General features: G+C 61.5%; 13 protein-coding genes and 1 pseudogene. 7 read left to right on the top strand and 7 right to left on the bottom strand.

The window, feature by feature from the left end:
- The first annotated feature begins 41 nt into the window (after positions 1 to 41).
- From R8871_RS19960 to hisC, 3 genes are all read left to right on the top strand, one after another.
- Positions 42 to 665 carry a 50S ribosomal protein L25/general stress protein Ctc gene (locus tag R8871_RS19960; protein WP_175052019.1) on the top strand — a complete coding sequence of 208 codons (624 nt, stop codon included), beginning with the start codon at positions 42 to 44 and terminating at the stop codon, positions 663 to 665.
- A 150-nt stretch (positions 666 to 815) separates the two neighbouring features.
- On the top strand, positions 816 to 1,418 hold the full coding sequence (gene pth / locus R8871_RS19955) for an aminoacyl-tRNA hydrolase (protein WP_054035803.1): 603 nt from the start codon (positions 816 to 818) through the stop codon (positions 1,416 to 1,418).
- 57 nt (positions 1,419 to 1,475) lie between these two features.
- Positions 1,476 to 2,555: a histidinol-phosphate transaminase gene (gene hisC, locus R8871_RS19950; RefSeq protein WP_175052018.1), complete on the top strand. Its 1,080-nt coding sequence runs from the start codon at positions 1,476 to 1,478 to the stop codon at positions 2,553 to 2,555.
- 117 nt (positions 2,556 to 2,672) lie between these two features.
- On the opposite strand, the gene R8871_RS19945 is transcribed toward hisC, so the two are convergent.
- The 3 genes from R8871_RS19945 to rsmD form a co-directional block, all read right to left on the bottom strand.
- On the bottom strand, positions 2,673 to 2,930 hold the full coding sequence (locus R8871_RS19945) for a YfhL family 4Fe-4S dicluster ferredoxin (protein ID WP_054035799.1): 258 nt from the start codon (positions 2,928 to 2,930) through the stop codon (positions 2,673 to 2,675).
- Positions 2,931 to 2,993: 63 nt separating this feature from the next.
- Positions 2,994 to 3,509, bottom strand: a complete 516-nt coding sequence (gene coaD, locus R8871_RS19940; protein ID WP_028199075.1) for a pantetheine-phosphate adenylyltransferase — start codon at positions 3,507 to 3,509, stop codon at positions 2,994 to 2,996.
- A gap of 111 nt (positions 3,510 to 3,620) precedes the next feature.
- The gene (gene rsmD, locus R8871_RS19935; protein ID WP_175052017.1) at positions 3,621 to 4,235 is read right to left on the bottom strand and encodes a 16S rRNA (guanine(966)-N(2))-methyltransferase RsmD; all 615 of its coding nucleotides are present in this window, start codon (positions 4,233 to 4,235) and stop codon (positions 3,621 to 3,623) included.
- Positions 4,236 to 4,475: 240 nt separating this feature from the next.
- Between rsmD and ftsY the strand changes: the two genes are divergently transcribed.
- Positions 4,476 to 5,645 carry a signal recognition particle-docking protein FtsY gene (gene ftsY, locus R8871_RS19930; RefSeq protein WP_175052016.1) on the top strand — a complete coding sequence of 390 codons (1,170 nt, stop codon included), beginning with the start codon at positions 4,476 to 4,478 and terminating at the stop codon, positions 5,643 to 5,645.
- Positions 5,646 to 5,720: 75 nt separating this feature from the next.
- Here the strand turns inward: ftsY and maiA are convergent, their stop codons facing one another.
- A complete protein-coding gene (gene maiA / locus R8871_RS19925) occupies positions 5,721 to 6,365 on the bottom strand; it encodes a maleylacetoacetate isomerase (protein ID WP_175052015.1) in 645 nt (214 codons plus the stop codon).
- A 25-nt stretch (positions 6,366 to 6,390) separates the two neighbouring features.
- Positions 6,391 to 7,089 carry a fumarylacetoacetate hydrolase family protein gene (locus tag R8871_RS19920; RefSeq protein ID WP_175052014.1) on the bottom strand — a complete coding sequence of 233 codons (699 nt, stop codon included), beginning with the start codon at positions 7,087 to 7,089 and terminating at the stop codon, positions 6,391 to 6,393.
- 250 nt (positions 7,090 to 7,339) lie between these two features.
- Between R8871_RS19920 and ybiB the strand changes: the two genes are divergently transcribed.
- On the top strand, positions 7,340 to 8,311 hold the full coding sequence (ybiB, locus tag R8871_RS19915) for a DNA-binding protein YbiB (RefSeq protein WP_175052013.1): 972 nt from the start codon (positions 7,340 to 7,342) through the stop codon (positions 8,309 to 8,311).
- Positions 8,312 to 8,676: 365 nt separating this feature from the next.
- Positions 8,677 to 9,657: pseudogene (locus R8871_RS19910) on the top strand (2-isopropylmalate synthase); the annotation flags it as partial.
- A 259-nt stretch (positions 9,658 to 9,916) separates the two neighbouring features.
- Here R8871_RS19910 and R8871_RS19905 read toward each other — a convergent pair.
- Together R8871_RS19905 and R8871_RS19900 are read right to left on the bottom strand one after the other, a co-directional pair.
- On the bottom strand, positions 9,917 to 10,300 hold the full coding sequence (locus R8871_RS19905; RefSeq protein ID WP_093643712.1) for a nuclear transport factor 2 family protein: 384 nt from the start codon (positions 10,298 to 10,300) through the stop codon (positions 9,917 to 9,919).
- Positions 10,301 to 10,343: 43 nt separating this feature from the next.
- The gene (locus R8871_RS19900) at positions 10,344 to 10,907 is read right to left on the bottom strand and encodes an acyloxyacyl hydrolase (RefSeq protein ID WP_175052011.1); all 564 of its coding nucleotides are present in this window, start codon (positions 10,905 to 10,907) and stop codon (positions 10,344 to 10,346) included.
- Positions 10,908 to 11,271: 364 nt separating this feature from the next.
- Between R8871_RS19900 and rpoH the strand changes: the two genes are divergently transcribed.
- Positions 11,272 to 12,207, top strand: a complete 936-nt coding sequence (rpoH, locus tag R8871_RS19895) for an RNA polymerase sigma factor RpoH (RefSeq protein WP_115781763.1) — start codon at positions 11,272 to 11,274, stop codon at positions 12,205 to 12,207.
- Positions 12,208 to 12,316 lie beyond the last annotated feature (109 nt).

Here is a 12,316-nt window from a genome sequence, read left to right as displayed (position 1 = left end):
TTTTTACTGCCTGGTCGCGGGCAGTGCATTGGAGATTCAACATGAAAGTAGTCGCTTTCGAGCGTTCCTTGCAAGGTACGGGTGCGAGCCGCCGCCTGCGTATCTCGGGTAAGACCCCGGGCATCGTATATGGCGCTGGTGCTGAAACGCAATTGGTCGAACTGGACCACAACGCACTCTGGCACGCGCTGAAGAAAGAAGTTTTCCATTCGTCGATCCTCGAACTGGAAGTGGCAGGCAAGTCGCAACAGGTTCTGCTGCGCGACGTGCAATACCACCCGTTCCGTCAGCTCGTGCTGCACGTGGACTTCCAACGCGTCGACGCGAAGAAGAAGCTGCACACCAAGGTGCCGCTGCACTTCATGAACCAGGAAACCAACCCGGCAGTGAAGCTGTCGAGCGCGGTGATCTCGCACGTCCTCAACGAAATCGAAATCGAGTGCCTGCCGTCGGCACTGCCGGAATTCCTCGAAGTTGACCTGGCGACGATCGAAGCTGGTCACTCGCTGCACGCCAAGGACATCGTCCTGCCGGCAGGCGTTGCACTGGTTGCTCACGTTGAAGCAGAAAACCCGGTCGTCGCAGCTGCAACGATCCCGGCTGGCGCAATCGCTGAAGGCGACGCCGCTGCTGCTGAAGGCGAAGGCGAAAAGCCGGCTGCCTAAGTGCCTTCCTGGCGCTGAGCAAGCAATCCTCTCGATCCGTTTCAATGAAACGGTCGATGTGACCCGCCGAGGTTCTCCCCGGCGGGTTTTTTTTCGGTTTTTTTCGGCTCGGCCGCGTTCGGCGCCGAGGCCAGACGGACCTATGCAATCATGATCAAGCTGATCGTCGGGCTCGGCAATCCGGGCGCTGAATACACCGCGACGCGCCACAATGCCGGCTTCTGGCTGGTCGATCAACTGGCGCGCGAAGCAGGCACGACACTGCGCGACGAGCGGCGCTTTCACGGTTTCTACGCGAAGGCCCGGCTTCACGGCGAAGAAGTGCATCTGCTGCAACCGCAGACTTATATGAACCGCTCGGGACAGTCGGTTGTTGCACTAGCGCAGTTCTTCAAGATTCTTCCGGACGAAATTCTGGTCGCGCATGACGAGCTCGACATGCCGCCGGGCAGCGTCAAGCTGAAGCTGGGTGGCGGCAGCGGCGGCCATAACGGGCTGAAGGACATCACTGCGCATCTGTCATCGCAACAATATTGGCGGCTGCGGATTGGCATCGGCCATCCGCGCGACCTGATTCCCGAAAGCGCGCGCGCCGGCGCCAAGCCGGACGTCGCGAATTACGTGCTGAAACCGCCGCGGCGGGAAGAGCAGGACGTGATCGATGCATCGATCGAACGTGCGTTGGCCGTGATGCCGCAGATCATCAAAGGCGAGCTCGAGCGGGCGATGATGCAACTGCATCGCAATCCCTGAACGGGTCGCCCTGCCCGCATCCGCTTCGCCCGTTTCGTCATCGATAGGAGAAATCGCTTGAGCCGCTACTGGAGTGACATCGTTCACCGTCTGACGCCGTATGTGCCGGGCGAGCAGCCCGTGATTGCGCATCCGGTGAAGCTGAACACCAACGAAAATCCCTATCCGCCATCGCCGCGCGTGCGTGAGGCGATCCAGCAGGAACTGGGTGACGCGGGCGAGTCGCTGCGAAGCTATCCCGACCCGACAGCGCGCAAGTTACGCGAAACGGTCGCCGCATACCATGGCATTCGCCCGGAACAGGTATTTGCAGGCAACGGCTCGGACGAGGTGCTCGCGCTCACGTTTCAGGCCTTGCTGAAGCACGACAAACCGTTGCTGTTTCCGGATATCACATACAGCTTCTACCCGACCTACGCGCGGCTCTTTGAAGTCGACTATCGGACCATCGCGCTCGACGACAGCTTCGCCATCCATGTCGACGACTATACGGCGCCTAACGGCGGCGTCCTGTTCCCGAACCCGAACGCGCCGACCGGACGACCGCTGCCGCTCGCCGATATCGAGCGTCTGGTGGCGAAAAATACCGAATCGGTCGTGGTGATCGACGAGGCCTATGTTGATTTCGGTGCTGAATCGGCCGTCACGCTGATCGACCGCTACCCCAACCTGCTGGTGATCCACACGGTATCGAAGTCGCGTTCGCTGGCCGGCATGCGCGTCGGCTTCGCGTTCGGCAATCCGGAACTGATCGACGCCCTGAACCGCGTGAAGGATAGCTTCAACTCGTATCCGCTCGACCGCCTGGCGCAAGTCGCGGCCATCGCTGCATACGAAGACGATGCATGGTTTCGCGACACCTGCACCAAAGTAATTGCAAGCCGTGAGCGGCTGGCAGCCGGTTTGACGGCACTGGGCTTCGAGGTAGTGCCGTCGGCAGCGAATCTGCTGTTCGCTCGTCACGAAGGCTACGACGCAGCGACACTCGTGGCACGGCTAAGGGAAAAGGAGATTTTCGTGCGCCACTTCAAGGCGGCGCGAATCGACCAGCATCTGCGTATTTCGATCGGCACCGACGCCGAATGCGACATTCTGCTGGATGCGCTGCGCGACATTTTCAGCGCCTACGTCGGGTAACGATGGGATAGCGGGTGTGCGGAACGAGCTCGCGCGCGACAGACACACACACCGTTGCCGCAAAAGAAAACGGCGAGGCAGACGCCTCGCCGTTCTCCAGCATTCATCATTCAACGCTCACGCGCCCTTCGCAGCCTGCAGCGCGTGGTACTTCGCCATCAGACCTTCAGCAGTCTCCAGATGCTCGGGGTCGCGCGGAATGCACTCGACCGGGCACACCTGAATACACTGGGGTTCGTCGAAATGGCCGACACACTCGGTGCATTTCTTCGGGTCGATCACGTAGATTTCCGGGCCCATCGAAATCGCGTCGTTCGGGCACTCGGGCTCGCACACGTCGCAATTGATGCACTCGTCGGTAATCATCAAGGCCATACTTCTCTCACTTCGCGCCGGCCGAAGCCAGCTTTGATCCGTCAATCCCACAGTTTACGCCGGTTACGGCTGTCCCGCCGAGACACCGTCATTCGGATCCAGCGCGGCAACCTTCTCCTTCAGCCATTTTTCGACCGACGGGAACACGAACTTGCTGACGTCGCCGCCCAGTTGCGCGATTTCACGCACGATGGTGCCGGAGATGAACTGGTACTGATCGGACGGCGTCATGAACATGGTTTCGACGTCCGGCAGCAGATAGCGGTTCATGCCGGCCATCTGGAACTCATATTCGAAGTCCGAGACGGCACGCAGGCCACGCACGATCACCCGGGCGTTATTGCTGCGGACAAAGTCCTTCAATAGCCCTTTGAAGCTCATCACCTGAACGTTCGGGTAATGCCCCAACACTTCATGAGCGATGTCGAGACGCTCTTTCAGCGTGAAGAACGGCTTCTTGTTGCGGCTGTCGGCAACGCCCACCACCAGCGTGTCGAATATGCTCGACGCGCGCCGAACGAGGTCTTCGTGACCGCGCGTCAGCGGGTCAAACGTGCCCGGGTACACGGCGACTACCATGAGACTTCTCCTCTCTTCAGACAAATGGGCACGTCAAAGCGTCCGCGTGACGCATTTGGCACCGACCGCACGCGTGACGGTAACCGTCCGCGGCTTGTTTTGGAACGCGCATTATTCCTTATTTTCGCGCTGCAGCAAATGAAAGTGGACAGCGCCGGCTTTGCCTTGCCGCACGATTTCCCAACCGGCGAGCGTCTCATTCCCATCCAGCTCGAGCGCGTCGCCTGCCTCCACGTACAGAAAACCATCCGGGCTTAACAGCGGCACGGCCAGAGCGAGCGCCTTGTCGAGCAGATCGCCGTCGAACGGCGGATCGAGAAAAACCACATCGAACGATCCGGGGGCGAGGCTCGCCGCGAGGCGCAAGCCGTCGGCTTCCGCGATTTCGATCGTACGCGCCGCGAGGCGCTCCTGGTTCGCGCGCAGCTGGCCGGCGGCCCGCGCATTACGCTCGACCATCAACACCCGCGCCGCGCCGCGCGAGGCAGCTTCAAAGCCGAGCGCGCCGCTGCCGGCGAACAGATCGAGGCAGCGCTGGCCATCCAGCCGTTGGCCGAGCCAGTTGAACAGCGTTTCGCGCACGCGGTCGGGCGTGGGGCGCAGGCCGTCGAGGTCGAGCACGGGCAGCGGTGTGCGCTTCCAGTCGCCGCCGATGATACGGATGGCGTGCGGCTTGCCGCCTTTGGACGAAGCGCCATGGGCGCGTGAAGGAGCAGAACGGGGCATGCAGTTTCGATTACGTTATAAGGACGCCCGCGACGCCGATGCGCGCGGACTGGAGCGCCAACGTTACCACAGGGGCGCCTGGCGTCCAGCCTGGCCGTTCGGCCAATACGACGGGCGGCGGCGCGCCTGATAAAATGTGCGGCTTCCAGCGCCTTGCATCCCGCATCGCAACGCTGCCTGCCGCTCCCACGGGCCCGTCCCGGCTGCGCGCATCGGCGCGCGCTCTCACCACGCCAGATCATGTTCAGCTTTTTCAAACGATTCAAGGGTTCGAAAGAGTCCGATAACGCGCCAGAAGAATCGCAAACAGCGCCGGAAGCCCTGGCGCCCGAACCCGCCGTAAGGGCGCCGCAAGCGCCTGTGGAGCCGCAAGCGCCTGTGGCGCCGTCGGCGCCGGTTCGCGTCGATGCGCAGCCGGCTGCCGCGGCATCCGCCAATGAGCCCGAAGCCGAAGCACCTGCGCTCGAAACCGTCGAAATCGTCCCGCCGCCCATGCAGGACGCGAGCGCGAAGCGCTCGTGGCTCACGCGTCTGAAGACCGGCCTGTCGAAAACAAGTTCGAGCCTGACCGGTATTTTCGTCGGCACGAAGATCGACGAGGATCTGTACGAAGAGCTCGAAACCGCGCTGCTGATGTCGGATGCGGGCGTCGAAGCCACAGAATTTCTACTCGAATCGTTGCGCGAAAAAGTGCGCGCCGAACGCCTCTCCGATCCTCAGCAGGTGAAAACAGCGCTGCGCACGCTGCTGATCGACCTGCTCAAGCCGCTGGAAAAATCGCTGATGCTCGGCCGCGCGCAACCGCTGGTCATGATGATCGCGGGCGTCAACGGTGCGGGCAAGACCACCAGCATCGGCAAGCTCGCCAAGCATCTGCAAAGCTTCGAGCAGTCGGTGCTGCTGGCTGCCGGCGACACCTTCCGCGCCGCCGCGCGCGAGCAGCTCGCGATCTGGGGCCAGCGCAACAACGTGACAGTGGTGTCGCAGGAAAGCGGCGACCCGGCGGCCGTGATTTTCGACGCGGTTGGCGCTGCGCGAGCACGCAAGATCGACGTCATGATGGCGGACACGGCCGGCCGTCTGCCGACCCAGCTGCATCTGATGGAAGAACTGCGCAAGGTGAAGCGCGTGATCGGCAAGGCGCAAGATGGCGCGCCGCATGAAGTGCTGCTGGTGATCGACGCAAACACCGGCCAGAACGCCCTCGCGCAAGTGAAAGCCTTCGACGACGCGCTCGGCCTCACCGGCCTGATCGTCACCAAACTCGACGGCACGGCGAAGGGCGGCATTCTTGCGGCGATTGCGCGTCAGCGTCCAATTCCGGTGTACTTCATCGGCGTCGGCGAAAAGGTGGAGGACTTGCAGCCGTTCAGCGCGGAAGAGTTTTCGGACGCATTGCTGGGCGGTTGAACACAGCAACGTTCGTCGCAGAACAAGCAAAAAGGGCGCTCTTCCGAGCGCCCTTTTTTCATTCAACCCACCGCATCATTCCGCGTCGGGCTGAACACCAGGCGCTGCACGAGCGAACGCGTCGATCTGCATCGCGTGTTCGTAGATGCGCTGAATCGTCGGAAACTTCGCCGTATCCACCTTGAAGCGCTGAGCGTTGAACACCTGGGGAATCAGACAGGCGTCAGCCAGTGTCGGCGTGTCGCCGAAACACAGCTTGCCGGTGCGCGAATCGCCCGCCAGATGGGCATCGAGCGTCGCAAAACCCGCCTCGACCCAATGCTTGTACCACGCGTCTTTCGCGTCGTCGTCGACACATAGCGTGTGCTTCAGGTATTTCAGCACGCGCAGATTGTTCAGGGGATGGATCTCGCACGCCACCTGCAGCGCCACCGAGCGCACATAGGCGCGCTCGGCCGGCGTGCCAGGCAAGAGCGGCGGTTCGGGATGCGTCTCCTCCAGATACTCGATGATCGCGAGCGACTGCGGCATCACTTCGTTGCCGTCGACGAACGTGGGCACGATGCCGTCCGCATTCACCTTGCGATACTCGGGCTTCAGCTGTTCGCCGCCGTCGCGCACGAGGTGCACCGGCACATAGTCGTACGGCAGGCCCTTCAGGTTCAGCGCGATGCGCACGCGATAGGAGGCCGAACTCCGGAAATAGCTGTAGAGCTTCATGTTATTTGTCTCCTCCCACCGCGCTTCAGACGACGCGTACGCTGAGCTCGCCGAGCCCGTCTACACCGCCCTTCATGAGGTCGCCCTGCACCACGGCGCCGACGCCCTCCGGCGTGCCGGTGAAAATCAGGTCGCCCGGTTGAAGTTCGAACAGCGTCGACAGATAGGCGATCGTCTCGGCCACCGACCAGATCAGTTGCGACACGTCCGAATTCTGTTTTTCCTCGCCGTTCACCGATAACCAGATCGCGCCCTTGGCGACATGGCCGACTGTCGTGACCGGATGGACCGGACCGAGCGGCGCCGAGTGATCGAAGCCCTTCGCGGTGTCCCAGGGACGGCCCAGCTTCTTCGCTTCGGCCTGCAGGTCGCGGCGCGTCATGTCGAGACCGAGCGCGTAACCGTACACATGGTCGAGCGCGCTTTCGGCCGGAATGTTCTTGCCGCCTTTGCCGATCGCCGCCACCAGTTCCATCTCGAAGTGGACGTTCTTTGATTGTGAGGGATAGGGGAATTCGCCGGTCGCGCCCGGCGCGACATACAGCACGGCATCGGCCGGCTTGGCAAAGAAGAACGGCGGTTCGCGGTCAGGATCGTGCCCCATCTCGCGCGCGTGCGCCTCGTAGTTGCGGCCCACACAGTAGATGCGACGCACCGCGAACTGCTCGCTGGACCCCACGACCGGCACCGCAACGACCGGTGCGGGTGCAAATACGTAACTCATCCCGTTCTCCGTTTCTGGATTGTGCCGCGTCCGCGCGGCGATAAAACATCGAGTGTAACGCGCGGCAAAGCGCCGCGCAGCGGATCGGCACCGGCACGCGCAGACTGGCGGCCCTCGCCGCATCGTCTGTGGGATCGCCGGTCCGCCGGACCGCCTCGCCGCTATAGATGCGATACTCACACTGGATAGCGTCCTTTGAATTCCCTGGCCGACCGCCCCACGGCGGCAAGCCCTCGTCCTACAGCGCCCGATGACCGACTCCGCCGACACCGCCAATCTTTTCCCCTGCGCCCGCTATATCAAGGAAATCGGCCGCGGCCCGAACGGCGCCCGCGCGCTAACTGCTGAAGATACGCGCACGCTTTATACCGCGATGCTCGATGGCCGCGTGGCCGATCTCGAACTCGGCGCCGTGCTGCTCGCATATCGCGTGAAAGGTGAAACCGCCGACGAACTCGCCGCCATGCTGGCCGGCGCGCAGGCGTCGTTCGAACCGCTTCATCTGCCGCACGCGGCGTTCCGCCCCGTGTCGATACCCACCTACAACGGCGCGCGCAAACAGCCCAACCTGGTGCCACTGCTCGCGCTGCTTCTGGCACGCGAAGGTGTGCCGGTGCTAGTGCATGGCGTCACGGAAGATCCTGGCCGCGTGACGAGCGCTGAAATCTTCACTCACCTGCAGATCCCGCACGCGCGATCGCACGCCGACATCGAGGACGGTCTCGCCGAGCGCCGTCTCGCATTCGCACCGATCGAGGTACTCGCGCCGAAGCTCGCGCACCTTCTCTCGCTGCGGCGGCGGATGGGCGTGCGCAATTCAACGCACACGCTCGTAAAAATTCTGCAACCGTTCGCGCCCGCCGGGCTGCGGCTCGTGAACTACACGCATCCGCCGTATCGCGACAGTCTCACGCAGCTGTTCAACACGCACCCGGCCGCCGCGGAGGGCGGCGCCCTGCTCGCGCGCGGCACCGAAGGTGAAGCGGTGGCCGACACACGACGCCAGGTGCAAGTGGATTGGTTGCACAACGGTATCTGCGAAACGCGCGTACCGCACGAGCGCTCGTCGCCCGACGCGCCTGAAGTCGAGTTGCCCGAAGCTCGCGACGCCGCGACCACAGCCGCGTGGATTGCCGCCGTGATGCGCGGCGAAGCACCTGTCCCGAGCGCGATCGAACGGCAAGTTGAGCTGATCGTCGATGTCGCGAAAATACCCGCGTGACGTACGCGGCGTGAATGCAACGCAGCGCTTGCGGCATTGCATTCACGCGCCAGGATGACGGCCGCGGGTTGACACGCCGCTGCGAGCCGTCATACATTAGACGACCCATGCGTTCCCTTCCGAACACCCTCCGAATTACCTCCGGCCGCCTAGCGCGGCCCCTATCGCTACGTCTAGCGTAAGTCAGACGTAGCGCCGCGCGTTGGCAGCCTGAATCAAGCAGATTAGTTGCCCAAAGCGCGGTCCTCAAAGCAGTTCCGCTGTTCCCTGCAATTACTGTCTCACCCCCGACCGTAGTTCTTCACAACCTGTAGTCGTTTGCGTTCGTCCGTTTACCCTTCGGACGAAGCGCGAGGGTCAATTTCATGTTGCGCAATCCCGCTGAAAAATACAGTCCCTTTCCCGCCGTGCGCCTCACCGGGCGCAAATGGCCGAGCCGTACGATCAACCACGCACCGATCTGGATGAGCACCGATCTGCGCGACGGCAATCAGGCGCTCATCGAGCCGATGAATGCCGCACAGAAGCTCGAATTCTTCGAGATGCTGGTGGCGATCGGCTTCAAGGAAATCGAAGTCGGTTTCCCGTCTGCCTCGCAAACCGACTTCGATTTCGTGCGCAAGCTGATCGAAGAAAAGCGCATTCCCGACGACGTGACGATCGAAGTGTTCGTGCCCGCGCGCGCCGAACTGATTGCGCGCACGTTCGAATCGCTGGACGGTGTGCCGCGCGCCATCGTGCACCTGTACAACGCGATCTGCCCGTCGTTTCGCAAGATCGTCTTCAATCAGTCGAAGGAGCAGATCAAAGCATTGGCGGTTGAAGGCACGCGCCTCATCAAGGAACATGCACAGGCGCGGCCCGACACGCATTGGACATTTCAGTATTCGCCCGAAACCTTCAACACGACCGAACTCCCCTACGCGCGCGAAGTATGCGACGCAGTCGCGCAGACGTGGCGTCCCACGCGCGATCACAAGATGATAGTCAACCTGCCCGCGAGCGTCGAGGCCGCGACACCGAACGTGTTCGCCGACCAGATCGAATGGATGGACCGCAATCTCAGCTATCGCGACAGCATCGTGCTGTCGGTGCATCCGCATAACGATCGCGGCACCGCGGTGGCCGCTACGGAACTGGCGCTGCTGGCTGGCGCGGATCGCGTCGAAGGGTGTCTGTTCGGCAACGGCGAGCGCACCGGCAACATGGACCTCGTTACGCTCGCGATGAACCTTCATGCGCAGGGCGTCGACCCAGGCCTCGATTTTTCAGACATTGATGCGGTGCGGCGCGTAGTCGAACGCTGCAATCAGATTCCGGTGCATCCGCGGCATCCGTATGCGGGTGCTGCCGCAAAACGGTCAGTGTGGAGCGATGAGGATCTGCAGCGCGTAGCTGCCTAAGTGACTTGAGACGGGGCGAAGCCGCCTTCCCCGTTTGGGCCGCATTAGCGGCGGCGGCGTAACTGCATCAAAACCCGCCTGGCCGACCCATCAGGCGGCCAATTCAGCATGAGCGGTGCAACAACCAGCCTGCTCATGCCGTTCGAGCGCTCACGAGGCGCTCACCAACTGCGACTGGCGAAACGGAGTGAGCTCAAAAGGCTCACTCGATCGCGCAACGCGTCGCCTGCCAGGCAATCAAACGCCATTGCCCATCTTCCTGTGTATGAATCGCCGTGTACGCAATCGGAAACAGCAGCGCGCCGTTGTTCGCTTCCATTTCGATCAGCGCGCGCCCGGTGACGACGCATGTCTCGCGCCCCACGGGCAGCACGTCTTGCGACTGCACCTCGATCTGCCGGTAGCGGCGACGCCCGGCGGTAATGCCGTCGATGAACTGTCGCTTCGTTTCGCGCTTGCCGTTCGTATGGACATAGCTCACGTTGTCCGCGAGCAGCGCATCGAGCGACTGCCCGTCGCCGTCGACCATCGCACGGAAGCGCTCTCGCTCGAGCCCGCGAATCGCTTCGATTATCTTTGCCGCCATTGCTCAGCCCCTTGCACCGATGAGCCGAACGTGGCCACGGTCGTCAGAAGTTATATTGCAAATATAGCTGGTGGAAATTTATACCAGGATTCGGCTCTTTGATACCGCCATTGGAAATATGCTGGAAGCGGTAGCCCGCCTCGTACTGCTGGTGACTGCCGAATTGCAGACCGACACCCGCCATGGGGGCGAACTGGAACGCAGTCGCTAGCGTGAGGTCAGTAGAGATTCTCGGGCTCGACAGAAGGCGGATGCCGGCGCCCGCTTCGATGTAAGGGCGAATCGCCCCTGCTCCGTCGATGAAGCGAATGATCGGCGTCACACCGATCTCGCCGATGTTTTCGTGCACATTCCCTTCGTCGGTATGCCACCAGGCAACGTGCGCTTCGCCGATCAGCGAAAAGTGCCAATCGCCGATCTGCCACCACGTCAGATTCGGATCCCAGACCAGGCCGAGATCGAGTTTTTTAATGTGGTGATCTCCAAGGCCGCCGGCGATCTGCACGCCGAACTGGTCGGCCGCCGCCAATCCGGAGCAGCCAAGCAGCAAAGCTGCCGAAACACCTTTTAGAGCCAGACCACGCCAAACGTTTTTTTTGTTGTTCATCGAACACCCGACCTAGTCGAACGTTGATTACCTTCGAATTGTTCCACCTATTCTAAAGACAATCCTGATTTCGTGGATTGTCTGAAGAATGTTGAATTTCCGCAATTAGTCACTTCAGTTTTAGAAAAAATCGGTCACTTATAAGATCGAAAGGAATATGTTAGGTAAATTTGACGACGCACGCGGGATAGACAACCCAGGCGCCCCATGGCTATCAAAACCTAAATTTCAATAGGAATTTGCGGAACTTGGATGCCCCTACGGCCTCTAAGTATTAGCACTCGGCAATTCAGAGTGCTAACATCCAACGCTGGAGTCGTTTTAACTGAACACGCTTTTGTCTGATTCCAAAGGAGTTTCCTACGTGAGCCATGCAATGACCCTTCCGAGTACTTTGAGCCCGTCGTCGGCTAAGGCCGCTTCGGCAGGTGCGCTGGCGCTCTCGCATTCCTCGCTGCTGCCCGGTCAACTGGGCAATATCGACGCCTACATCCAGGCCGTAAATCGGATTCCGATGCTGACGCCGGCGGAAGAACGCCAGTTCGCCACCGAATTTCGCGAGCAGGACAACCTTGGGTCTGCACGCCGTCTCGTCCTGTCGCACCTGCGGCTGGTCGTATCGATCGCGCGCAATTACCTGGGTTATGGACTGCCGCACGCCGACCTGATCCAGGAAGGCAATATCGGCCTGATGAAGGCCGTGAAGCGCTTTGACCCCGAGCAGAACGTGCGCCTCGTGTCGTACGCCATGCACTGGATCAAGGCTGAAATCCACGAATACATTCTGCGTAACTGGCGGATGGTGAAGGTCGCCACCACCAAAGCGCAGCGCAAGCTGTTCTTCAACCTGCGCAGCCACAAGCAGGGCCTGGGCGCATTCACGCCGGACGAGATCGAAGGTCTCGCCAAAGAGCTGAACGTGAAGCGTGAAGAAGTGGCTGAGATGGAAACGCGCTTGTCCGGCGGTGATATCGCGCTGGAAGGCCAGGTCGAAGACGGCGAAGAGTCGTACGCGCCGATCGCCTACCTCGCCGACTCGCATAGCGAGCCGACTGCCGTGCTGGCTTCGCGTCAGCGCGACAAGCTGCAAAGCGACGGTATCGCGAGCGCGCTTGACGCGCTGGACGCCCGCAGCCGCCGCATCATCGAGGCACGCTGGCTGAAGGTGGAAGACGACGGTTCGGGTGGCTCGACGCTGCACGAACTGGCCGACGAATTCGGCGTGTCGGCCGAACGTATTCGCCAGATCGAGGCGAGCGCAATGAAGAAAATGCGCGGCGCGTTGTCTGAATATGCGTAACACTTAAAGCTTGAGTCGTGCCGGCCCGTCTGGCGCTCACACTGTTTAGCTGCAAAGCCCTGCCCCTCGCAAGAAGGCAGGGCTTTTTTGTACCCGCTCACCGATGCCC

It is taken from the genome of Paraburkholderia sediminicola, assembly GCF_902859805.1.
Classification (GTDB): domain Bacteria; phylum Pseudomonadota; class Gammaproteobacteria; order Burkholderiales; family Burkholderiaceae; genus Paraburkholderia; species Paraburkholderia sediminicola.
The sequence above is the reverse complement of the archived record's forward strand: the minus strand, read 5'-3'. Positions and strand labels throughout refer to the sequence as shown.